The following is a 22,807-nucleotide window of genomic DNA, read 5'->3' as shown; positions in this document are numbered from 1 at the left end:
AAAATATGACGTATTTCCCCGCCTGTTTTCTGGGATACAGGGGTTTTGTGGGAAAGTGTGAGAAATTTTCCAGTTGATCTGGTCTGACCAAGTGCGTTAATGGCAAGGAGTTGGCGACCTTCCGACGGGAAGGATCGCGCATTGAAACAGGATCAGGCGTCTTCGGGACGCCGAATGGGGAACCAGAACCATGAAGAAAGTCGCGATCATAGCGACGGGGGGGACGATCGCCTCTCGCTATAAGCCGGAACAAGAGGAAGTCACCGTCGGCGCTTCCAGTGATTTCTTCCGCGAACTTGCGACCTCGCGGCTTCCAGAGATCCCCGTGACGACCAGCGATTTTGCCGGTATCGGCAGCTACATGATGAGCTTGAACCAAGCCTTCGAGCTGGTGCAGGCGATCGGCAAATTCCTTGCGGACGATGCCGTGTCGGGCGTGGTGGTCACGCACGGGACGGATACGCTGGAGGAAACGGCCTATATGGCGGACCTGCTACTGGACAGCGACAAGCCGGTTGTCTTTACCGGCGCGCAGAAGGCGGCTGACGATCCGGAATCCGACGGCCCACGCAACGTGCTGGACGCGATAAGGGTCGCGGCGAGCGATGCTGCCCGCGGGATCGGCGTTCTGGTCGTCTTTGACCAGGAGATCCATGCCGCGCGCGACGTCACCAAGACCCATACCTCCCAATTGGGCACGTTCCAGTCGGCCGAGCATGGAAAATTGGGCGAGGTGGATCAGGGGCAAGTCGTCCTTCATCGCCGCCCCCTGGTGCGCGCGTCGTTCAAATGCAGCGCGATCGAACCTCGCATCGACATCATCAAGCTGGCCATGGGTGCGGACAGTCGCTTCATCGATTGCGCGCTGGCCAGCGGCACGCGCGGCCTCGTCATCGAGGCCTTCGGCCGGGGCAATGTGACGCCCGATGTTCTGGAAGGGGTCAAGCGGGCCGTCGCCGCCGGCGTTGCCGTGGTGGTGACGTCGCGCTGCCCGCGTGGCCGCGTCGCCCCGATCTACGGCCTGAGCGGCGGGGTCGGGCTGGCCCGGGCGGGCGCTCAGTTCGCCGGTGACTTGAGCGGCATCAAGGCCCGGATTCTCTTGTCGGTGTTGCTGGGAGAGGGAGGAGATGAAGCTCCTCTCGCCGAGGCACTCGGGCGTGTGGCAGCGTAATTTTTTCAGGAATGGCGAAAAATATGAGTATGGGAAAGAAGCAGTATCGGATCGCCGTGATCCCTGGCGACGGTATCGGCACTGAGGTGGTGCCGGAAGGAATTCGTGTTGTCGAGGCCGCCGCGGCGAAATTCGGCATTTCCATCGAATGGGACCATTACGATTGGAGCTGCGAATATTATGCGCGCCATGGCCGGATGATGCCCGAGGACGGCCTCGAGCAGATCGCCGGGCATGATGCCATTTTCCTCGGCGCCGTCGGTTTTCCCGGCGTTCCCGATCACGTCTCGCTGTGGGGCCTGTTGATCCCGATCCGGCGCCGTTTCCAGCAATATGTGAATATCCGCCCCGTGCGGCTTCTGCGGGGCGTGAGTTCGCCCCTGGCCGGTCGGACCGCCGCGGATATCGATTTCTTCGTGGTCCGGGAAAACAATGAAGGGGAATATTCCGAAATCGGCGGCCGCCTGAATCGGGGCAGCGAAGATGAGATCGCCGTCCAGGAATCGATCTTCACCCGGCGCGGCGTCGACCGGATCCTCCGCTATGCCTTCGAACTCGCCCGCAAGAGGGGCAGGCATGTGACCTCGGCGACGAAGTCCAATGGCATCATTCACACCATGCCCTTCTGGGACGAACGCTTCGAGGTGATGAAGGCGGCCTATCCCGATATCAAGGCGGATCAGTTTCATATCGACATCCTGACGGCGCATTTCGTCCAGCATCCGGATTGGTTCGACGTGGTGGTGGGCTCGAACCTGTTCGGGGATATCTTGTCCGATCTCGGGCCGGCCATCGCCGGATCGATCGGCTTTGCCCCCTCGGGCAATATCAACCCCGAGGGTCACTGGCCTTCGATGTTCGAGCCGGTCCACGGCTCTGCGCCGGATATCGCCGGAAAAGGCATCGCCAACCCCATCGGGCAGATTTGGTCGGGTGCGATGATGCTCGAGCATTTGGGGCATGGAGAGGCGGCCGCAGCCATCGTCGAGGCGATCGAAACCGTCATTGCCGATCCGCGTCTGCGGACCCGCGACATGTGCGGCAGCGCCTCCACTGTCGAATGCGGGAAAGCCATCGCGGCGGCGCTGGGATAAGTCTGACGGGAATCCTGGACGCCCTCACTCCCGCCGCTTGCAGCAGTGAAAAACACCTCTTATCTTCGCCCGATGGCTGAAGATGAAAAAGAGCCAGACAACAGCAGGATACGGAATGAAGCGCGGCGAGGGTGAACACGACTTGGTTCCGCAAAAGGCGGTGAGGGCGATCCAGGATCTTATCCGCCGCAATGTCTATGAGCCGGGAATGAAGCTCCCGGCTCAACGCATCCTGGCCGAGGAGTTGGATGTTAGCCGTGCTTCGCTACGCGAGGCCCTCTCCATGCTCGAAGCGCTTGGCTTTGTGCGGACGGAAGCGGGGCGCGGTACTTTCGTCACGCATAACGGCGGCAACGAGACGAAGGCTGTCGACGAATGGCGATATTCAAACCTCTTCGAGGTGAATGAAGTCTACGAGTTCCGTTATTTCACCGAAGCCGCTGCGATCAGAATGGCCGCGCTGGAAATCACGGATGCGGAACTGAACGAGCTTCAGCATATTCATGAGAAATACAAAGCGGCCATACAGACGCTCGACCTTGTAGCCAGCGGCGAATACGACAATGCGTTTCACCGTTCAATCATGAACTATTCGCGTAACCGCGTTTATTCTCATCTTTATGAGAAATTCCACGAGGTCATACATCAGAGCCAGATCCTCCCTTTTTCCCGCCATCAAAGGCTGTGGGAGCCGGTGATGGAACATGGCAAGATCCTCGAGGCACTGATGCGGCGCGATCCCGACGGGGCGGCCTATTACATGCAGATGCATATGGTGCGCGCGGCGGAGCGGATCGGCGTCCAGCTCAAGCATCTGTTCTGACGCCGCTTCGCCCCATCCTTCGAGACGCCGCTGGCGCGGCGTCTCGGGGGCAAGGCTAGTTTCTCCCATCCATCAGTGACTTAGACCTCGTGCTGAGGAGGCCCGAAGGGCCGTCTCAAAGCATGGGCAAGCCCCTTAGCCCTTGATGCCGCCAAACCGCAGCAGGGATTGGCGCAAGCTTTCCGCTTCGATACCCCGCGCAATGAACACCAGCTTGGAGCGACGATCCCCTTCCGGCCAGGACTCGAGGTGGACGGGGGGATGGATCAGATGCTGCACGCCGTTGATGACGACTGGCGTTTCCGCGCCCCTGACATTCAGGATGCCCTTCACCCGCAGCACCTTGTCGCCATGGCGATGCAAAAGCATGGACAGCCAGATGCCAAAGGCCGCCCAGTCGATCGGCGTCTCGCTGATCACCGAGACGGTCTGCACGCTGTCGTGAAGATCGCTATGCTGGCGGCCATGGTCATGGGCATGATGGCCATGACCGGCGTGATCGTGATGATCCGCCTCTTCCGAGGCCAGCCAGGCAGCCACTTCCTGCTGCCGCGTTTCGGGATCGAAGGCATCCTGGGCGAACAAGGTGGCGGCATCGGCCTGGGTGATGTCGATGATCGGCGCGACGCCGTTCAACTGCCTGAGGGCGATCGTCTCGGCATCCGAGGAAGGCTGTGCCAGCAGGTCGCGCTTGGTGACGACCAGGCGGTCCGCGACGGCGATCTGCTTCGCGGCTTCCGGCGAATCGGAGAGATGGCGCGGATAATTGACCGCATCGACCGTCACGATCACGTTTCCCGCGCGGAAATGATGGCGGGCAATGGGATCGTGACGGAGCGTCGCCAGGACCGGAACGGGATCGGCCAGTCCCGTGGTTTCGATGACGACACGGTCGAAGGGTGGGATCGTTCCCTCCATCCTGCGCTCGTGCAATTGCCGCAGCGCCTGGCCCAGGTCTTCCCTGATATTGCAGCAGATGCATCCGTTCTGGAGGAGGATCATGTCCTCCTCCACGCTTTCCACCAGATAATGATCGAGGCCGAGTTCGCCGAACTCGTTGATGATAACCGCCGCCTTGGCCAGGGCCGGAGAGGAGACAAGGCCCCTCAGCAGGCTGGTCTTGCCGCTGCCGAGGAAGCCGCTCAGGATATTGACCGGGATATGGTCTGCGGTCATTGCGGCGGGTTCCTTTCCTCGTCCGGCGGGGGCATGAAACGGGGATTGAGAGGATCCGGGGCATGGCCGGTCAGCGTCTCCGCGGCCTGCCACAGGCCGGTGAGATCGGTGACGATGGCGCTTCGCCCCGTCCGGTTCTGAAGGAGGAAACCTCCCTGTCCCGCTTCCGTCGCTTTCAACCCTTGCGGGGCGAGAACGCGGTTGAGAATGGCGAGCCTGCGGAGACGGTGGCGCCGCAGGGTTTCCGATCCGGCATGGCTTTCGTCAGACCAGTGGGCCATGCCTCCCAAGGTGCCGCAAAGACCGCACAATTTCTTACCCCGTGAATGGCTGGCGCCGGCTGAAATCGTCGGCGATTTCGTCGAAGGTGTGGAAGGAGACGCCTTCGTGGCTGATCATGTGCTGGTACAGGCGTTCCAGCATCAGAAGGACCTGAGGGCGGCCGGACACGTCGGGATGGATGGTGAAGGTCACCACGGCATAGTCGTGTTCCCGGTATACCCAGTCGAACTGGTCGCGCCAGATTTCCTCGATCTGACGGGGATTGACGAAGCCGTGGCTGTTGGGGGCGGCCTTGATGAACATCATCGGCGGCAAGTCGTCGAGATACCAGCTGGCCGGGATTTCGATGAGGGAAGTCTGCGTGCCGCGCACCAAGGGTTTCATCCATTCGGCGGCGGGCTTGGAATAATCGATCTTGGTCCAGGAATCGCCCACCCTGACATAGTAGGGGTGGAAATCGTTATGCATCAGGCTGTGATCGTATTTGATGCCCCGATCGAGCAGAAGCTGGGCCGTGTTCTCGCTGAATTCCCACCATGGCGCGACATAGCCGGTCGGCCTGCGCCCTGACAGCTTCTCGACCAGTTCGATCGAACGGTCCAGGACGGCGCGTTCCTGGTCGAGGGTCATGGCGATGGGATTTTCGTGGGAATAGCCGTGGATGCCGACTTCGTGCCCGGCATCAGCGACGGCCTTCATCTGGTCGGGAAAGGTCTCGATTGAATGGCCGGGCATGAACCATGTCGTGCGGATGCCCCAGCGTTCGAACATCTTCAGAAGGCGCGGCGCGCCCACTTCCCCGGCAAACATCCCGCGCGAAATGTCCAAGGGTGAATCTTCGCCGCCATACGAGCCGAGCCAGCCGGCAACGGCATCAACGTCAACGCCGAAGGCGCAGAGGATCTTCTTCGTCAATTTCAGTCTCCCGCTATTTCAGACGTCCCGTCACATGCGGGCGTCGTGCCTCGTGGTCTGACCGGACTAAGGCTAGGTTAAGCGGTGTCGAATGTCAAATATGCGAGAAACCTAAAAAAATGGCACTATGCACAAAAAAACATCAGACATATTTGGTATATTCTTTCTTGACGGAGTAACATTCGACGTGCCCTAATAAAATCTGGTCAGACCGGATTGGGGTGGTAGGCCCAGGTGGTATAGCCGGTCCGGTGACATTTCCAGACACTCAGGGGGATTGATGGCCGAAACGTCCTTAGGTGCAGAGGATCTCCGCACTGCGTTCAACATAGTGCTTGCGGATCTGCTGGAACAGGTCGGCGCCAGCCGCACGACCTTGCGGATCGACCTGCCGCAATTCTCTTTCCAGGTGGATGATCCTGCCGGGGAGGCCCGGATGGCGGGGGTCCGTCCCTTGTCGGGCGAGACCGCCCTGGACCAGCGCGGCCTCAATACGGTGCGGTGGATGGCCGAGCATCACGACTATCTGGTTCAGCCGTCCTGCCGCGATGCCGATCCCGCTCCGCCGCAGGCCCTGATCGAGATCTACGGCGTCCAGGCACAGATGCTCGGCCCCATCGTTCGGGAGAAGGAACTGATGGGCTGGGTTTCCGTGCATGAGAACCGTTCGACGCGGCAATGGTCGGAGATGGAAGTCTCGCATCTTCGCCAGGCCGTCGAAAAGATCCACGCGCTCCTGGATGGTGCCGGGATCTGAGCCGGCCGCATACCGAAGCAGACTAGACGAAGGAAAGATCGAATGAAGACGATGTTGAACGCGGCTGCCGCGCTTGTCCTGACCGTCGCGGGAATGAGCGGCGCGGCCTTTGCCCAGGAAGTGACCCTCCGCGCTTCCGGAAGCTTCCAGCCGGGTCATTCCAGCAGCCTGGCGATGGAGCGTTTCCGCGACGCGGTCGCCGAGAAGACGAATGGTGAGGTTCGTGTCGATCTCTTCCCCTCGAACCAGTTGGGCGGGGCGGAACAGCAGGTCGACCAGGTCCGCCGCGGGTCGATCTTCATGTCCTGGTCCGGTCCTTCCTTCTGGACCCGGGTGGTGCCGGAACTCGAAGCGCTGGGTCTGCCCTTCGTCCTGCCGGATCCCGAGAAGGCCTTCCAGGTGGTTGACGGTCCGATCGGGGATATTCTGGCCGAGAAATTCGAGGAGCGGGGTGTCACCGTCCTGGGATGGGGGGATCTTGGTGCCCGCCATGTCAGCAATTCCCGCCGCGCCTTGACCTCAATCGAGGATTTCAACGGCCTGAAGATCCGGATGCAGCCGAACGAAGTGCATCTGCGCACCTTCCGCGCCTTGGGCGCGAGCCCCGCGCCTCTTGATATCGCCGAACTCTTTTCCGCTCTTCAGCAGCGCGTGATGGACGGCCAGGAGAATCCCTACAGCATCATCCTGACCAACCGCTTCGAGGAAGTGCAGGGGCATCTTTCCGATACCGGGCATTTCTACGACTACGTCGTTTATCTGGCGAACAAGGATCTCTTCGAGAAGCTGAAGCCGGAACACCAGGAGGCGATCCGCAGCGCGATGGCCGAGGCGATCACCTGGCAGCGCGCCTATAACGGCGAGGCGAACGCGAAGGCGCTGGAAGAGCTGCAGGCCAAGGGGGTGACATTTACGCCCGTTTCCGACGAATTCCGTGACGCGATGCGCGAACGTACCCGGGAAATCGTCGAGGAAACGCGCCAGCGTCTCGGCACGGACTTCGTCGATCAGGTCCTCAGGGAGGCCGGTGTTGCGACGAACTGAAGATCGTGATGCCAAGCGTCCTGCGGCAGCTTTTGCCGCAGGACGTTTTTTCCTCGGCGCCCTCGACCTCGTGGATCGGGCGGTATCGCTGGTCGTCATCCTTACGCTGGCGTTGCTGGTTGCCATCGTTTCCGCTCAGGTCATCCTGCGCTACTTCTTCGATTCTTCTATCGATTGGGCATGGGAGGCTTCGCGTCTCTGCTTCGTCGCCGTCATCTTCTTCGGCATACCGCTTGCGCTGAAGACGCAGAGCCATGTCGGGATCGACATCCTGCAATTGCTCCTGCCGGTCCGTCTCCGCCGCTGGCTTATCGTCGCTTTGAACTGCGTCGGCATCTTTCTGATGATGGTGGTCACGGTGATCGGGACGCAGGCGACGCTTTCCACCTGGGACCAAACCCTCTCGTCGATGCCGGTGAGCAGCGGCTGGTTCTACATTCCTGTCTTGTGGGCGGGCTTCCATTGTTCGCTGCATTTCGCGGCGCAAAGCCTCGATCTGGCCCTGGGAGGGGAGCTTCCCTCCACCCCGATAGAAGACGTTAAGGCGAGTACATCTCCATGATCGCTGTCGCCATCTGTCTTTTCTTCGTCCTCGCGCTTCTGGGGATGCCTCTCGCCTTCGCCATCGGCGCGGCCTCGCTCGCCGGCCTGTGGTTCGGGGACATGAACCTGTCCATCCTGCCCGAGCGCATGATGTACGCCGTCGATTCCTTTCCCCTGATGGCGATCCCGTTCTTCATCCTGGCCGGGGAATTGATGGTGGCCGGCGGCGCCATGACCCGTATCGTGTCTCTGGCCAACAGCCTGGTCGGGCGGGTGCGCGGAGGCTTGGCGCATGTCACCATCCTTTCCGCCATGGGCCTGTCTGCGGTGTCGGGAACCGCCATCGCCACGGCAAGCGCGCTGGGTTCGACCATCATTCCCAGCCTCAATAAATCCTACGACAAGAAATTTAGCGCTAGCGTGGTGATCGCCTCGGCCAATCTCGGACCGATCATTCCGCCCAGCGCGGGGATGATCGTCTATGCGATCATGGCCGGTTCCTCGGTTTCCGTCAGTGCCCTTTTCTTGGCCGGCGTGCTGCCCGGGATCCTCCTGGCCCTGCTCATGATGGCCTATGTGTCGTGGGTCGCATGGCGGAGGAACTATCCCCCGACCGGCGAGCCGATTAGCATCCGGCGCATCCTGCATGAATGCCGGCGTGGCCTCGTCATTCTCTTCATGCCGGTGGTGGTCGTGGGCGGCATCGTCGGCGGTGCCTTCACCGCCACCGAGGGAAGCGCGATCGCCGTTCTTTATGCCTTGTTTATCGGCTTCGTGGTCACCCGCGAGTTGAAAGTGAAGGACCTGCCGGGCGTCTTGCTTCGTGCCGGCGTCACCTCTGCCGTCGTCGGTGCGCTGATCGCCTTCGCCTCGACCATCACCTTCCTCTTCACCATCGAACTGATCCCGCAGGCGCTGGCCGACCTGCTGCGGTCCTTGACCGCGAACAAATACGTCATGCTGACGCTGGTCATGGTGATCCTGGCGATCGTCGGGATGTTCATCGAGGCCAATGCCGCCTTCATCATGCTGGTGCCGCTGTTCGCGCCGCTTGCCATTGAATACGGCCTGGACCCGCTGCATTTCGGCTTCCTGTTCGTGCTGAACATCGTGATTGGTTCGATCACGCCGCCCATCGGCGTTCTGCTCTTCGTGATTTCCGGTATCACGCGCCTTTCCATCGGGCAGATCGTTTCGGGCATCTGGCCCTATGTCGTCCTGCAATTCGGCTTCCTTGCGCTCTGCATGTTCTGGCCGGCGCTTGTGACGACTCTTCCCCGAATGCTTGGATATTGACGATGCACTCCCCTTCAGAACCCCTGCATATCCTCATCACCGGCATTTCCGGCATGTTGGGCCGCAGCCTGGCGTCGCGTCTTGCCTCTTCCGGTCACAAGGTCTCGGGCATCGATCTCGTCCCTCATCACTTCGACGACCCGAATATTCGCGTTGAAGCCGCCGATATGAGGGACGTGCATCGGCTCTACCGGATCGTGGAAAACGTTCCGCCGATCGACGTGGTCGTGCATGGCGGGGGCATTTCCGGCTCGATGGTAATGCGCGACAATCCTGCCCAGGTGGCCGATATCAACATCAACGGGACGATGAACCTGCTGGAGGTGATGCGGCTTCACCGCATTCCCCGACTTGTCCAGTGTTCCACCATCATGGCCTATGGGCCGGTTCCGATGGCCCCGGTGCAGGAGGACCGTCCGCTCGCTCCGGCCAATGTGTATGGCGCCACCAAGGCTGCCTGCGAGGCGCTGGTGACCAGCTATGGAGCCGAATTCGGCCTCTCAGCGGCCATGCTGCGTATCGCCCATGTCTATGGTCCCACGCGGACGACCTATTGCCCGGTGCGGGCCATGATCGCCGGGGCCCTGGAAAATTCACCCGTTGCCATCAGGGACAAGCCGGAAACGGCGCGTCAGCTCGTCTATGCCGACGATGTCGTTCGTGCCATCGAACTGGCCGTTTCCGACAGGCAGCCGGGCTGCGTGGTGGCCAATGTGGCGCCAGGAGCGGAATGGAGCATGGCCGAAGTCGCCGAAATGATCCGCCGGCAAGTGGGGCCGCTTTCCGTCACCTATGGCGAGGGTGCGGCACATGGCGACTACCAGACCGCGGCCTTGTCCATCGACCGCGCCCGCGAGCGCTGGGGATGGGTGCCGGAGATTTCCCTGGCCGACGGGATCGCGCGTTTTGCCGTGGCTCTGAAGGCGTAGGCGGCATGACCACGCCTTTCCGGGAATTGGTAGATTTTACCGGTCGCCGGGTTCTCGTGACCGGTGCGGCGAGCGGTATCGGCGAGGCCATCACACGCACTTTCGCGGCCGAGGGTGCGACGGTGATCGCCGCCGACCGGAATGAAGCCGCGCTGGAACATCTCGCCGGTGAACTCGGCTCCGCCTGCCTGTCCCATGTCTACGATCAAAAGGACATTGCCTCGGTCGAGAAACTGGCACAGGCGGCGGGAATGGTCGACGTACTGGTCAACAATGCCGGGATCCTGCTGGTGGAGCCCTTGCTCGAGCTGAAATGGGAAGATCTGCGGCAGGTGATCGACATCAATCTGGTCGGGCCGATGGCCCTGACCCGACTGGTGGGGGCGGGGATGATCGAGCGCCGGCAGGGCTGCGTGATCAATATCGGCTCGCAGCTTGCCTTCAATGGCGCGCGCGACCGGTCCGTCTATTCCTCGACCAAGGCGGCGATCTCGCAATTCACCAAGACGGCCGCCCTGGAATGGGGCGAATTCGGTATCCGGGTCAATTGCATCGCGCCCGGCAAGACCATCACCAGCCTCAACCGTCACATTCTGGCCGATCCCGTGGAATACGAGGCAGGGCTGAAGCGGACACCTCTCAAGCGTTATGGCGAGGGGAGCGACGTCGCGAATGCCGCCCTGTTTCTTGCGTCGGAAGCAGCCGGCTACATCACCGGGCATACCCTCGTCGTCGATGGCGGCTGGATTCTGGAATAATCAAAGGAGAAGAAGCGTGTCGCACCCCTCGTTTGACATTCGGTCCCTCAAGGATCTGAAGAAGGTCGGGCATATCACGCCGTCCTCGAACACGGCTCTCGAGCCGCTGACGGCCTTGATGAATGCCGATCTGACGAAACAGGTCTCGCATCATTTCGCCCGGCTGCGTGTGCGGCAGATGACGTTGGATTCGTCCAGTTCCAGCCAATTCGATTTCGAACCGATGCTGAACGCGGCGGAATTGCTGGCCGATGCCCCGATGGACGCGCTGGTGTGGAACGGTACCTCCGCAAGCTGGCTTGGCCTGGACCGGGATGAAGAGCTGTGCAAGCGCATCACTGAACGCACCGGCATCGCGGCTTCGACCTCGACTCTTGCTTTCCACGAATCGTTCAAGCATTTCGGCTTCACGAAGATCGGCATGGCTGTGCCCTACACCCAGGACCTGACGCAGCAGATCGTCCAGGTTTATCGGAAGGCCGGCATCGAGACGGTGTCGCAGGCTTGCCTCGGCCAGTCGGTCAATACGGAGGTCGGCAACAACGATTTCGAGGCCGTGCGCCAGGTCCTGCGTGACGCCGACTCGCCAGAGGCCGAATGCATCGCCGTCGTCTGCACCAATTTTCCGGCGACTTCGCTGGTGGAGGAGATGGAGCGGGAATTGGGCAAGCCCATCATCGACTCCATCGCCGTCACCTTCTGGAAGGGCTGCCGGATGGTGGGGATTGAACCTCGAATCGAAGGCTGGGGCCGATTGCTGCGCGGCGCTTAACGGAAATGCGCAAGGGCGCCAGCTGCAGCATGCAGGCGCCCTTTGCTTTTTTGGGGATAGCGCAACCTGCGTCATATGTGACGCAGGTTGCGACATGCGGCCGTCGAGGCCGCGGCCAAGCGCCCGGAGGCGTGCGCTCGACGAAGGCAAATATACAAACTTAAAGCATGATGCAGATTTACTGCATCATGTTTCAGTCCCAGACCGGGGCCAGGCCGGCCGGGTTGAGGATGCGGCCGTCGGGTTTGGCGAGGCCGTGGATCCGGGCCATTTCCTCTTCCGACAGGGTGAAGTCGAAGATGGCGAAATTCTCCGCCGCGCGTTCTTCGCCCACCGTCTTCGACAGCACCACCAGATCCTGCTGCTGGATGACCCAGCGCAGCACGATCTGCGAGACGCTCTTGCCGTGGCGCGCGCCGAAATCCTTCAGCACCGGATCGGCGAAGACCTTGCCGTCGGCCATGGCGTAATAGGCGGTGATGGACAGGCCCGCCTGACGCGCCGCCTCGATCATCGCCGACTGGTCGAGATAGGGATGATACTCGATCTGGTTGGTGACGATGGGCGCGTCGCTGAGGCGGATCGCCTCGGCCAGCAGGCTCCGGCTGAAATTGCTGACGCCGATATGGCGCACCTTGCCCGCCGCCTTGACCTCGTTCAGTGCCCCGATCTGCTCGGCCAGCGGCACGTCTTCATTGGGCCAATGCAACAGCAGCAGGTCGACGTAATCGGTCTTCAGCTTCTTCAGGCTCTCGTCGACCGAGCGCAGGAAGGCGTCGTGGCGGTACTTGTCGACCCAGACCTTGGTGGTGAGGAAGATGTCGCCCCGGGCCACGCCGGAAGAGGCGATGCCTTCGCCCACGGCGGCTTCATTGCCGTAGATCTGGGCGGTGTCGATATGGCGATAGCCCAGCTTCAGGACATGCGGGACCATGCGCAGGACGCTGGGTTCGTCCATGCGGAAGGTGCCGAAACCCAAGGCGGGGATGCTGGCGCCATTGGCGGAGACTTTATGCATTTTGCGGCCTTTCTCTCTCTCGGGAAGGATGATCAGGAAGCGAAGTGAGGCAGGACCTCGCGGGCCAATTCGTCGATGACCTCGTCGAGTGGCCGTTGCGAGGGGCGCAGCAAGAGCGCCAGGTGATCGACCCCGATGGCTTTCAGCCGGTCGAGGTGACGGAGAAATGGGTTGCGGCCGATCCGCGCGCCGAAACGGCGTGGTGTCGGCGGTTCGTCGGGATCGGCGGCGAGGTCGAGATGGAAGGCGGTGATGAAGGCACCCATCCCCAGCCCTTTTTCCTTCCGCGCTGCGCGCCAGTCCTGGGCCTGCGACATCAGGCGTTCGATGTTGCCGGGATAGACGAAGCGGCCGTCCATATTCTCGGCGATCCAGTCCGGGCTCTGCCTGCCCTGTCCCGCGATGATCAGCGGGATCGTGGCCTGCCTGGGCTTGGGCAGCAGGTCGTAGGCCGGTTCGCGGCCGCCATCCTCCAGCGGCAGGCCGTCCTGCTGGCAGGCGGCGCGCAGATAGGCGACGGACTCGCGGAAGGTCTCGCCGCGTTTTTCGAAATCGATCCCCAGCAGCGGGAATTCCACCGGCCGGTCCCCGGTGGCGACGCCCAGGATCACCCGCCCGCCGGACAGGTGATCGGCGGAGGCGGCGGCCTTGGCCACCATCATGGGATGGCGCAGCGGAAGGACGATGGCCGCCGTGCCCAGTGCCACATTCTCGGTGATTCCGGCCAGATAGCCCAGATTGACGAAGGGGTCGTAGACCGAGCCCGCATCGCCGAAATTCACCGGATCGAAGACCGGGACGTCGCGCATCCAGACGGCGGCGAAGCCCGAGCGGTCCACCTGCCGGACGAGGTCGGCATAACGGGTCAGGTCCGGCACGCCAAAGGGGCGTCCTTCGGCCTTCCGTTTTTCCTCGCCGTCGGGCGACCAGTCGTTGTCGAGCGGCAGCTCGATCCCGAAGGTCATTCCGTGCGGCCGCCGGATCAGGTCCAGCGCGGATGGGCGGTGCGAAGATGTCGTCACGGTCGCCTCCTCTTCTGCTTGTCTGGAAATCGGGCCCGGTGGCGGATCGTCAAGCCGCCTGCAGGGCAGGGCTTTCGCGCCGGTCGAGCGCGCCGCTCCACAAGGTCAGGCCCAGGGCCCCCAGGACGAACAGCCCGCCGACCCAGGGCGTCGCCTCCAGCCCCAGGGGAGAGGCCACCACCTGGCCGCCGAAGAAGGCGCCGGCGGCGATGCCGAGATTGAAGGCGGCGATATTCATGGCGGAGGCGACATCCACCGCACCGGGGGTATGGCGCTGGGCCAGCTGGACCACATAGAGCTGAAGCCCCGGCACATTGGCGAAGGCCAGCGCGCCCATGCCCGCCAGCGTGACCAGCGCGGGGATCTTGGCTCCGGCGGTGAAGGTGAAGACGATCAGCACCAGCGCCTGCAAGCCGAACAGCCAGGCCAGGGCCCGCACCGGGTCGCGGTTGGCGACCTTGCCGCCGACCATGTTGCCCACGGCGATGGCGGCGCCGTAGAGCACCAGAACAAGGCTGACGGAGCTGCTGGAAAAGCCGGTGATCGTCTCCAGGATCGGCGCCAGATAGGTGAAGGCGACGAAGGTGCCGCCATAGCCCAGGGCGGTGATGGTGAAGGCCAATAGCAGGCGCTTCTGCCCCAGCACCTTGACCTGATCACGGAGGCTGGCGGCGGGCGGCTGGCTGAGCTTGCGCGGCACCAGGGCGGCGATGCCCGCGGCCCCGATCACGCCCAGCAGCGAAACGGCCAGGAAGGTGGCGCGCCAGCCATAGGTCTGGCCGATCCAGGTGCCCAGGGGCACGCCGGTGACGATGGCGATGGTCAGGCCCGAGAACATCATGGCAATGGCCGAGGCGCGCTTGTCCTGCGGCACCAGGTCGGCGGCGATGGTGGCGCCGACGGAGAAGAAGACGCCATGGGCGAAGGCGCTGATCACCCGAGAGGCCAGCAGCGTTTCGTAATTGGGGCTGAATCCCGACAGCAGGTGACCGGCGATGAAGATGCCCATCAGGCCGAGCAGCAGCGGCTTGCGCGGCAGCCGTCCCGTCAGGGCCGTCAGGACGGGGGCACCGAAGGTGACGCCCAGGGCATAGACGCTGACCACCAGCCCGGCGAGGGGCAGGGTGACGTCGAGATCCGCCGCGACGGTGGGCAGCAGGCCGACGATCACGAATTCCGTGGTTCCGATCGCATAGGCGCTGATGGCCAGCGCCAGCAAGGCGAGGGGCATGAAAGAAACTCCAACTGTGCAGGCGCAACAGATGGAGCAGAAACAGGATTGCGGGAATACCTTCCGGTTTCCTATGATTTTGTCCTCCAATGACAAAGTGATGCCATGAGTGACGCACGTGCCTGGGAAATGAAGGTCTTTCTCCGCGTCACGGCCCGCGGCAGCTTCAGTGCGGCGGGCCGTGACCTGGGGATGACGCCGTCCTCGACCGCCAAGCTGATCAGCCGGATCGAGGAGCGTTTGGGGGTGCGCCTGATCGAACGCTCGACCCGGCGCCTGCGCCTGACCGCCGAAGGCGAGGCCTATCGCGAACGTGCCGAGATCCTGCTGAACGAGCTGGATGCGCTGGATGCCGATATCGCCGGCGGCGCCCGTTCCCCCACCGGCGTGATCCGCATCAATGTTTCGGTGCCTTTCGGGCGGCATTGCATCCTGCCGCTGCTTCCCGCCTTCACCGAGGCCTATCCCGGCATCCGGCTGGACCTGACGCTGACCGACGAGGTGGTGGACCTGTATGCCGCCCGTGCCGATATCGCTTTCCGCACGGGAAAGCTGCACGATTCGGCGCTGCTGGCGGTTCGCCTGGGCGATGTGCGCCGCCGGATCGTGGCCTCGCCCGATTATCTCGCCCGCAAGGGCATCCCCCAAAGCGTCGCCGACCTGGAAAACCACGATTGCCTGGGTTTCAACTTCCGCAGGGCCGCCGCCGTCTGGCCGTTGAAGAGCGGCGGGCGTCTGGTGGACCGCGAGGTCCGGGGCCGGATCGAAGCCAATAACGGCGAGACCGTCCGCCATCTCGCCGTGCTGGGCCTGGGGCTGGCGCGGCTGGCGGAATTCCATGTGAGGGCCGACCTGGCGGCAGGCCGCCTGGTCACGGTGCTGGACGATTCCATGGCCGACAGCGAGGAAATCCACGCCATCTATATCGGACGCGAGCGCGCCCCCCGCCGGGTGCAGGCCTTCCTCGATTTCATGACGCCACGCTTGCGCGCCTTGCTGCAATAGCTCCTTCCCCGCTTCTGCCGGTTCATTTCGCCTTCGCGCGGCGGGACCATCGAAAGGTCTAGCGCTGTATTCGAATGGATATTGCGACGCTATGTCCAGTCTGATATAGCGGTTCTGTCAAGGAAGAGGCGAACGCCCTTGGTATGATCCGGACAGGGGAGGATTCGCGACCGGGCCGTGTCGGTTCTGTCGGGAACCCGACAGAGGGAAAAGGCCCTGGTCCTCGACAAGATCCTGTCGAGTCAAAGGCTTACGATGTTGGCATAGGGGTTGCTTTGCAACCGGCTGCGTTTTGCGCGCAGCGTTATGTAGGTCCTGTATATAGCGTGGAGGATGTATGGCCCGGCCCAGTCTCGATCCGGTTTTTTCACTGCGTGACGGGGGAGTGACCCGTGTCGGTGCCGATCGCATCCGCCTGCTGGAGGCGATCCGGGATCACGGCTCCATCTCGGCGGCTGGTCGGGCCGTGGGCATCACCTACAAGGCGGCATGGGATGCCGTAGCCGCCGTCAATAACTTGTTCGACCGGCCGCTGGTGGTCGGCAGTCCCGGCGGCCGGAATGGCGGCGGTGCCGTGGTCACGCCCGAGGGGGAACAGGTGATTGCCGCCTTCCGTTATGTGCAGGAGGAAATGGCCCGGTTCCTGGCCGGGTTGGAGCGTCGCCTGGAAAATCCCGACCTGCCGTCTCTCAATACCATCCTATGGGGGTTCCTGATGAAGACCAGTGCCCGTAACGTCCTGCGAGGCGTCGTCGACAAGATCGTTGAAGGTGCCGTCAATGCCGAAGTCCTGCTGACCCTGCCCGGCGAAACGACCTTGTCGGTCATCATCACCCGGGAAAGTGTCAAGGACCTCGAATTGGTGCCCGGCAAGGAAGCCCTGGCGCTGATCAAGTCCAGCTTCGTCATCCTGGCGCGCGAGGACGAGGTCGGCCGAACCTCGGCCCGCAACCGCCTGTGCGGCACCGTGACACGGCGCGAGGATGGGGCCGTCAACAGCGAGTTCACCCTCGATATCGGCGGCGGCAAAACCATCTCGGCCATCGTCACCAAGGAAAGCGCCATGGAACTCGGCCTCGAACAGGGGGACCGGGCCTGCGCCCTGATCAAGGCCTCGCATATCATTCTGGCCGTGGAATAAGGGGAAAGACGATGAAGACGACCAAGGCGCTTCTTGCCCTTGTTTTCCTGGCCGCCGCCCCGGCAGCCCAGGCCGGTGAAACCCTGGTTGCCGTGGCGGCCAATTTCACCGCCGCCGCCAGCGAGATCGGCGAGCGTTTCCAAGCCGAGACCGGCCATAGCGCCAAATTCAGCTTCGGGGCGACCGGACAATTCTATACCCAGATCACGCAAGGGGCGCCTTTCGAGGTCTTCCTCGCCGCCGATGACGAACGTCCCAGCCTGGCCGAGGCGGAAGGCTATGGCGTTCCCGGCAGCGTCTTCACCTATGCCATCGGCAAGCTGGTCCTGTGGAGCGCCGATCCCTCCCTGATCGACGGGGAGGGCAAGGTGCTGGAACGGGACGACATCGCCCGGGTGGCCATCGCCAATCCCGTCACCGCGCCCTATGGCGCCGCTGCCGTCGAGGCGATGAAGAATATGGGGCTCTACGAGAAACTGGACTCCAGGATCGTGCAGGGCAGCAACATCACCCAGGCCCATCAATTCATCGCCACCGGTAATGCCCCTGTGGGCTTCGTCGCCCTGGCCCAGATCGCGCTCGAGGACAAGGGATCGAAATGGCTGGTGCCGGAAGACCTCTACACGCCGATCCGCCAGGATGCCGTCCTGCTGAAGAAAGGCGAGGACAACAAGGCGGCCAGGGCCTTCCTCGACTTCCTGAAAAGCCCAGCGGCCCTGGAGATCATCCGGAAATACGGCTACGGCACCGAGTGAGGGGAAAAGGGAAGACGGGGCGAATGACGACCAGGGGGCTGACATGGGCGAGATCGTCTGGCTGACTCTCAAGCTGGCGACCATCAGTACGCTGGTGCTGCTGGTCGTGGGGACGCCGCTGGCCTGGTGGCTGGCCCGCACCAAGGCATGGTGGAAGGAGATCGTCGCGGCCATCGTCGCCCTGCCGATCGTGCTGCCGCCGACGGTGCTGGGCTTCTACCTGCTGGTGGTGATGAGCCCCGACAGCCTGCTCTCCACCCTTCTCGGCGGACGCGGCCTGGCCTTCAGCTTCGAGGGGCTGGTGATCGGCTCGGTGATCTATTCCTTGCCCTTCGTCGTCCAGCCCATCCGCAACGCCTTCGAGGCCTTCGGCGAGCGGCCCCTGGAAGTGGCCGCGACCCTGCGGGCCTCGCCGCTCGATACCTTCTTCACCGTCGCCGTTCCCCTGGCCAGTCCCGGTTTCCTGACCGGCGCGGTACTGGGCTTCGCCCATACCATCGGCGAGTTCGGCGTCGTCCTGATGATCGGCGGCAGCATTCCCGGGGAAACCAAGGTCCTGTCGATCGCCATCTTCGACTATGTGGAATCGCTGCAATGGGACAAGGCGCATCTTTTGTCGGCGGGAATGCTGGTCTTCTCCTTCGCCGTGATCCTGCTGATGATGCTGGCGGAAAAAGGCTTGGCGCGGCGGCGTGCCGGATGGGGGCGGGCATGAGCGTCATCGATGCCCGCTTCGCCGGAGGGCAGGGCGGCTTTACCCTGGACACCGCCTTCAACGTCCCGGCCAAGGGCGTGACCGCCCTGTTCGGTCCGTCGGGATGCGGCAAGACTACGGTGCTGCGCTGCATCGCCGGTCTCAACCGCATGAAGGAAGGCTTCCTGTCCGTCGAGGGGGAAGTCTGGCAGCAGGGGCGCCGCTTCATCCCTCCGCATAAACGGCCCATCGGCTATGTGTTCCAGGAAGCCAGCCTTTTCCCGCATCTTTCCGTGACCGGCAATCTGCGGTTCGGCCTGCACCGCACGAAGAACGAGACGCCGCGCATCCTCTTCGATGACGTCGTCGCCTTGCTGGGCCTGTCCCGGCTTCTCGACAGGCCCGCTTCCGTCCTGTCCGGCGGCGAGCGCCAGCGCGTGGCCATCGGCCGGGCCCTGCTGTCCCAGCCGCGCCTGCTGCTGATGGACGAGCCCCTCTCGGCGCTGGACCGTTTCAGCAAGGACGACATCCTGCCCTATCTGGAGCGGCTGCATTCCTCGTTGTCCATTCCCGTCCTCTATGTCAGCCACGACATCTCCGAGGTCGAGCGGCTGGCCGATCATCTGGTGCTGATGGAGAGCGGCAGGGTCAAGGCGGCGGGGCCGCTGGAAGACCTGCTGGCCGATCCGGCCTTGCCCCTGGCCGGGATGCCCGAAGCCGCCGTGGCCCTGAATGCCCGGATGGAGGGCTATGACCCCGCCTGGGGGCTCTCCACCCTGGCCGTCCATGGCGCCACGCTGCTCGTCCCCGCCAATCTGGGCCCGGTGGGCAGCGCGCACCGGCTGCGCATTCTTTCTTCCGATGTCAGTCTCAGCCGTTCGGCCCCGCAAGGCTCGACCATCATCAACAGCCTTGCCGTCCGCATCCTTTCGGCCGAGCCCTTGGGAGAGCACCAGATGAATGTCCTGGTCCGCCTCGGTCCCGACGGGGCGGGGGCGCGGCTGCTCGCCCGGATCACTCGAAAGTCCTGGATGGATCTGGCCTTCCAGCCCGGCGAGACGGTCTATGCCCAGATCAAGGGCGTGGCCCTGGTCGACCGTTCCTTGTAGGCCGGGTCCGGCTGTCCCCCTCCTTCCTACGGGCCTTGTCGTCCTCACTCCATTCGTGCGCATATTTATGCATAGATATGCATATTTTCCCTATAATGGTTTTCATGCACATTTACACGCAAATGTAACGGCGATAAGGTGAGGGCAGAGACGTTTTGTTCGCGCTCTCGAAAAGCGATTGGGAGGGAAACGTGACAATCACCAGGCGTGAGTTCTTCCGGCTGAGCGGCAGCGCCGTCGCCGGAACGACCGCCAGCCTTCTAGGATTCGGAACTCTCGAGGCGGTTGCCGCCGAGGTTCGGCCCTACAAGCTGGCGCGAACCACCGAAACCCGAAACACCTGTCCGTATTGTTCGGTCAGCTGCGGGGTCATCATCCACACGACCGGCGACGGGGCGAAGAATACCAAGGCCGAGATCGTGCATGTCGAGGGGGATCCGGACCATCCGGTGAATCGCGGCTCGCTGTGCCCGAAGGGTGCGGCCTTGCTCGATTTCATCCATTCCGAGACACGGGTGAAGGAACCCATGTACCGCGCCCCCGGCGAGGCAGGCTTCAAGCCGGTCAGCTGGGACTTCGTCATGGACCGCATCACGCGCCTGATGAAGGAAGACCGCGACGCCAATTTCCAGGCCGTCACCGAGGACGGCAAGACGCTGAATGCCTGGGCGACCACCGGCTTCCTGGCCGGTTGCGCGACGACCAACGAAACGGGATGGCTGACCTACAAGGCCGTCCGCTCTTTGGGGATGGTCGCCCTCGATAACCAGGCCCGTATCTGACACGCCCCCACGGTGGCCAGTTTGGCTCCAAGTTTTGGGCGTGGTGCGATGACCAACGGGTGGAACGACATCAAGAATGCCGATGTCGTGCTGGTTATGGGCGGCAATGCCGCCGAGGCGCATACCTGCGGCTTCAAATGGGTGACCGAGGCCAAGGCCAATAACGGCGCCAAGCTGATCGTGGTGGACCCCCGGTTCACGCGCACGGCTGCCGTGTCCGACCTCTACATGCCCTTGCGGCCGGGTTCCGATATCGCCTTCCTGGGCGGTGTCATCAATTACCTGTTGTCCAACGACAAGATCTTCCACGACTACGTCAAGGCCTATACCAATGCGGCCTACGTGGTGCGGGCGGATTTCGGCTTCCAGGACGGCCTGTTCACCGGCTATGACGCCGAGAAGCGGGATTACGACCGTTCGAGCTGGGAGTACGAGTTCGATTCGGAAGGGAATGTGCGGGTCGATCCCAGCTTGCGGCATCCGCGCTGTGTCTTCAACCTGCTCAAGGCCCATTATGCCCGCTACACGCCCGAGATGGTGGAGCGGACCTGCGGCACGCCTCAGCACCTGTTCCAGCAGGCCTGCGAACTGATCGCCAGCACGGCCTCCAGTTCCCGCAGCCTGACCGCGCTTTACGCGCTGGGATGGACGCAGCATTCCAAGGGCTCGCAGAATATCCGCAACATCGCCATCATCCAGCTGTTGCTGGGCAATGTCGGCGTGCCCGGCGGCGGCATCAATGCCCTGCGCGGCCATTCCAACGTCCAGGGGATCACCGATTTCGGCCTGTTCTCGAATTCGGTGCCCGGCTACATGGCGATGCCGAAGACGTCGGAACCGACGTTGGAGGATTATCTGAAGACCCGGGCCTTCAAGGAGATGCTCCCGGACCAGATGTCCTACTGGCAGAATTACGGGAAGTTCTATGTCAGCTTCCTGAAGGCCATGTATGGCAGGAACGCGACGCCCGAGAACCAGTTCGGCTATGACTGGATGCCGAAGGTGGACGTCAACCTCGACACGCTGCGACAGTTCGAGATGATGTTCCAGGGCAAGATGAACGGCTTCATCTGCCAGGGCTTCAATCCGCTGCTGAGCGTGCCCAACCGCAAGAAGCTCATCAACGGCCTGTCCAAGCTGAAATTCCTGGTGGTGATGGACCCGCTCCACACCGAGACGGCCCATTTCTTCGAGAATCATGGCGATATCAACGATGCCGATCCCTCGGAGATCGCTACCGAGGTCTTCCTGCTGCCGACCAACTGCTTCGCCGAGGAAGAGGGGACCTTCACCAATTCCAGCCGCGTCATCCAGTGGCACTGGAAGGCGGCGGAACCGCCGGGCCAGGCACGGACCGACATCCAGATCATGGCGGACCTGTTCCTGCGCCTGAAGGACCTCTACGCCAAGGAAGGCGGGGCGTTCCCGGACCCGATCATGAATCTGTCCTGGGACTACCGCAATCCGGCCCGGCCGTCGCCGGACGAGCTGCTGCGGGAAATCAACGGCAAGGCGCTGGTCGACCTGACCGATCCGAACGATCCCACCAAGCCGCCGGTCAAGAAGGCGGGCGAATTGCTCGACCTGTTCGGCCAGCTGCGGGACGACGGCAGCACGGCCTCGGCCAACTGGATCTATTCGGGCTGCTACAGCGAACGCGGCAACCTGACCATGCGCCGGGATCCCTCGGACCCCAGCGGCATGGGCATCCATCCCAATTGGGGCTATGCCTGGCCGGCCAACCGCCGCATCCTCTACAACCGCGCCTCGGCCGATCCGCAGGGCAGGCCCTGGAGCAACAGGAAGAAGGTCATCGAGTGGAACGGCAGCCAGTGGGTCGGCATCGACGTTCCTGACTTCGGCGCAACCATCGACCCGACCACCCGGGCGACCGGGCCCTTCATCATGAATCCCGAGGGAACGGCGCGCCTGTTCACGCGGGGCATGATGCGCGAGGGGCCGTTCCCCGAGCATTACGAACCCTTCGAATCCCCCGTGGCCAATCCGTTCGGACCGGTGCAGTCCAATCCGGTGGCGCGGGTGTTCAACGGGGACATGGAAGTGTTCGGCACGTCCGAGGACTATCCCTATGTCGCCACGACCTATCGGCTGGTCGAGCATTTCCACTACTGGACCAAGCATGCGCGGATGAATGCCATCCTGCAGCCGGAACTGTTCGTGGAAATCTCGGAACAGCTGGCCAGGGAGAAGGGGATCGCGGCCGGTGACTGGGTGGAGGTCTCCTCCAACCGTGCCCGGATTCAGGCCAAGGCGGTGGTGACCAAGCGCATCCGTCCGCTCATCTGCGACGGCAAGCCGGTGCATGTGGTCGGCATTCCCATCCACTGGGGCTTCATCGGGGCCACCAAGAAGGGATTCGGCGCCAACCAGCTCACCCCCTATGTCGGCGATGCCAACACCGAAACGCCCGAATACAAGGCGTTCCTGGTGAACATCAAGCGCATCAACCCGATGGTCTAGGGAGGAACG

22 protein-coding genes are annotated in these 22,807 nt (G+C 62.8%); 16 read left to right on the top strand and 6 right to left on the bottom strand.

Features of this window, described 5'->3' with window-relative positions; genetic code table 11:
- Window positions 1-190: 190 nt before the first annotated feature.
- From EPD66_RS03910 to EPD66_RS03900, 3 genes are all read left to right on the top strand, one after another.
- The gene (locus tag EPD66_RS03910; RefSeq protein ID WP_142847177.1) at window positions 191-1,171 is read left to right on the top strand and encodes an asparaginase; all 981 of its coding nucleotides are present in this window, start codon (window positions 191-193) and stop codon (window positions 1,169-1,171) included.
- Window positions 1,172-1,200: 29 nt separating this feature from the next.
- Window positions 1,201-2,265, top strand: a complete 1,065-nt coding sequence (locus EPD66_RS03905; RefSeq protein WP_142847358.1) for a tartrate dehydrogenase — start codon at window positions 1,201-1,203, stop codon at window positions 2,263-2,265.
- A gap of 115 nt (window positions 2,266-2,380) precedes the next feature.
- Entirely contained in the window at window positions 2,381-3,088 is a 708-nt protein-coding gene (locus tag EPD66_RS03900) for a FadR/GntR family transcriptional regulator (protein WP_221930870.1), read from the top strand.
- 135 nt (window positions 3,089-3,223) lie between these two features.
- Here the strand turns inward: EPD66_RS03900 and EPD66_RS03895 are convergent, their stop codons facing one another.
- Genes EPD66_RS03895 through EPD66_RS03885 form a run of 3 tightly spaced genes read right to left on the bottom strand, consistent with a single transcriptional unit; the run spans window position 3,224 to window position 5,461 of the window.
- Window positions 3,224-4,264: a GTP-binding protein gene (locus EPD66_RS03895; RefSeq protein WP_142847175.1), complete on the bottom strand. Its 1,041-nt coding sequence runs from the start codon at window positions 4,262-4,264 to the stop codon at window positions 3,224-3,226.
- A complete protein-coding gene (locus EPD66_RS03890; protein WP_221930869.1) occupies window positions 4,261-4,545 on the bottom strand; it encodes a hypothetical protein in 285 nt (94 codons plus the stop codon). Before EPD66_RS03890 ends, EPD66_RS03895 begins: the two co-directional genes overlap by 4 nt.
- Before the next feature lie 34 nt (window positions 4,546-4,579).
- Entirely contained in the window at window positions 4,580-5,461 is an 882-nt protein-coding gene (locus tag EPD66_RS03885) for a polysaccharide deacetylase (protein WP_142847173.1), read from the bottom strand.
- A gap of 280 nt (window positions 5,462-5,741) precedes the next feature.
- Between EPD66_RS03885 and EPD66_RS03880 the strand changes: the two genes are divergently transcribed.
- From EPD66_RS03880 to EPD66_RS03850, 7 genes are read left to right on the top strand one after another with little or no spacing between them, the layout of a single operon-like run.
- A complete protein-coding gene (locus tag EPD66_RS03880) occupies window positions 5,742-6,218 on the top strand; it encodes a GAF domain-containing protein (RefSeq protein ID WP_142847172.1) in 477 nt (158 codons plus the stop codon).
- A 42-nt stretch (window positions 6,219-6,260) separates the two neighbouring features.
- Window positions 6,261-7,262: a TRAP transporter substrate-binding protein gene (locus EPD66_RS03875; protein WP_142847171.1), complete on the top strand. Its 1,002-nt coding sequence runs from the start codon at window positions 6,261-6,263 to the stop codon at window positions 7,260-7,262.
- A complete protein-coding gene (locus tag EPD66_RS03870) occupies window positions 7,249-7,824 on the top strand; it encodes a TRAP transporter small permease (protein WP_185961242.1) in 576 nt (191 codons plus the stop codon). The genes EPD66_RS03875 and EPD66_RS03870 overlap by 14 nt, the downstream gene beginning before the upstream one ends.
- The gene (locus EPD66_RS03865; RefSeq protein WP_142847169.1) at window positions 7,821-9,101 is read left to right on the top strand and encodes a TRAP transporter large permease; all 1,281 of its coding nucleotides are present in this window, start codon (window positions 7,821-7,823) and stop codon (window positions 9,099-9,101) included. Before EPD66_RS03870 ends, EPD66_RS03865 begins: the two co-directional genes overlap by 4 nt.
- A 2-nt stretch (window positions 9,102-9,103) precedes the next feature.
- A complete protein-coding gene (locus EPD66_RS03860; RefSeq protein ID WP_142847168.1) occupies window positions 9,104-10,030 on the top strand; it encodes an NAD(P)-dependent oxidoreductase in 927 nt (308 codons plus the stop codon).
- Between the two features lie 5 nt (window positions 10,031-10,035).
- Complete coding sequence (locus tag EPD66_RS03855) at window positions 10,036-10,788, top strand: SDR family NAD(P)-dependent oxidoreductase (RefSeq protein ID WP_185961241.1); 753 nt, start codon at window positions 10,036-10,038, stop codon at window positions 10,786-10,788.
- A 16-nt stretch (window positions 10,789-10,804) separates the two neighbouring features.
- The gene (locus tag EPD66_RS03850; protein WP_142847166.1) at window positions 10,805-11,560 is read left to right on the top strand and encodes an Asp/Glu/hydantoin racemase; all 756 of its coding nucleotides are present in this window, start codon (window positions 10,805-10,807) and stop codon (window positions 11,558-11,560) included.
- A 193-nt stretch (window positions 11,561-11,753) separates the two neighbouring features.
- On the opposite strand, the gene EPD66_RS03845 is transcribed toward EPD66_RS03850, so the two are convergent.
- The 3 genes from EPD66_RS03845 to EPD66_RS03835 are packed head-to-tail and all read right to left on the bottom strand — an operon-like array spanning window position 11,754 to window position 14,831.
- Window positions 11,754-12,578, bottom strand: a complete 825-nt coding sequence (locus EPD66_RS03845) for an aldo/keto reductase (RefSeq protein WP_142847165.1) — start codon at window positions 12,576-12,578, stop codon at window positions 11,754-11,756.
- A gap of 32 nt (window positions 12,579-12,610) precedes the next feature.
- On the bottom strand, window positions 12,611-13,600 hold the full coding sequence (locus tag EPD66_RS03840) for an LLM class oxidoreductase (RefSeq protein ID WP_185961240.1): 990 nt from the start codon (window positions 13,598-13,600) through the stop codon (window positions 12,611-12,613).
- Between the two features lie 49 nt (window positions 13,601-13,649).
- A complete protein-coding gene (locus tag EPD66_RS03835) occupies window positions 13,650-14,831 on the bottom strand; it encodes an MFS transporter (RefSeq protein WP_142847164.1) in 1,182 nt (393 codons plus the stop codon).
- 105 nt (window positions 14,832-14,936) lie between these two features.
- Here EPD66_RS03835 and EPD66_RS03830 point away from each other — a divergent pair, with 105 nt between their 5' ends.
- The 6 genes from EPD66_RS03830 (at window position 14,937) to fdnG (ending at window position 22,798) form a co-directional block, all read left to right on the top strand.
- Window positions 14,937-15,836 (top strand): LysR family transcriptional regulator, encoded by a 900-nt coding sequence (locus EPD66_RS03830; RefSeq protein ID WP_142847163.1) that lies wholly within the window; start codon window positions 14,937-14,939, stop codon window positions 15,834-15,836.
- Between the two features lie 337 nt (window positions 15,837-16,173).
- A complete protein-coding gene (locus EPD66_RS03825; RefSeq protein ID WP_142847162.1) occupies window positions 16,174-16,977 on the top strand; it encodes a TOBE domain-containing protein in 804 nt (267 codons plus the stop codon).
- 11 nt (window positions 16,978-16,988) lie between these two features.
- On the top strand, window positions 16,989-17,732 hold the full coding sequence (modA, locus tag EPD66_RS03820; RefSeq protein ID WP_142847161.1) for a molybdate ABC transporter substrate-binding protein: 744 nt from the start codon (window positions 16,989-16,991) through the stop codon (window positions 17,730-17,732).
- Between the two features lie 43 nt (window positions 17,733-17,775).
- Window positions 17,776-18,447, top strand: a complete 672-nt coding sequence (gene modB, locus EPD66_RS03815; RefSeq protein ID WP_142847160.1) for a molybdate ABC transporter permease subunit — start codon at window positions 17,776-17,778, stop codon at window positions 18,445-18,447.
- Complete coding sequence (modC, locus tag EPD66_RS03810) at window positions 18,444-19,535, top strand: molybdenum ABC transporter ATP-binding protein (RefSeq protein ID WP_142847159.1); 1,092 nt, start codon at window positions 18,444-18,446, stop codon at window positions 19,533-19,535. The genes modB and modC overlap by 4 nt, the downstream gene beginning before the upstream one ends.
- Window positions 19,536-19,726: 191 nt before the next feature.
- The gene (gene fdnG / locus EPD66_RS03805) at window positions 19,727-22,798 is read left to right on the top strand and encodes a formate dehydrogenase-N subunit alpha (protein ID WP_142847158.1); all 3,072 of its coding nucleotides are present in this window, start codon (window positions 19,727-19,729) and stop codon (window positions 22,796-22,798) included.
- The last annotated feature ends 9 nt before the right edge of the window (window positions 22,799-22,807 follow it).

This window comes from Telmatospirillum sp. J64-1 (assembly GCF_006980715.1).
Lineage (GTDB): Bacteria > Pseudomonadota > Alphaproteobacteria > Rhodospirillales > Magnetospirillaceae > Oleiliquidispirillum > Oleiliquidispirillum nitrogeniifigens.
Note: the sequence above shows the minus strand (reverse complement) of the source record. Positions and strands in the feature narration are given on the sequence as shown.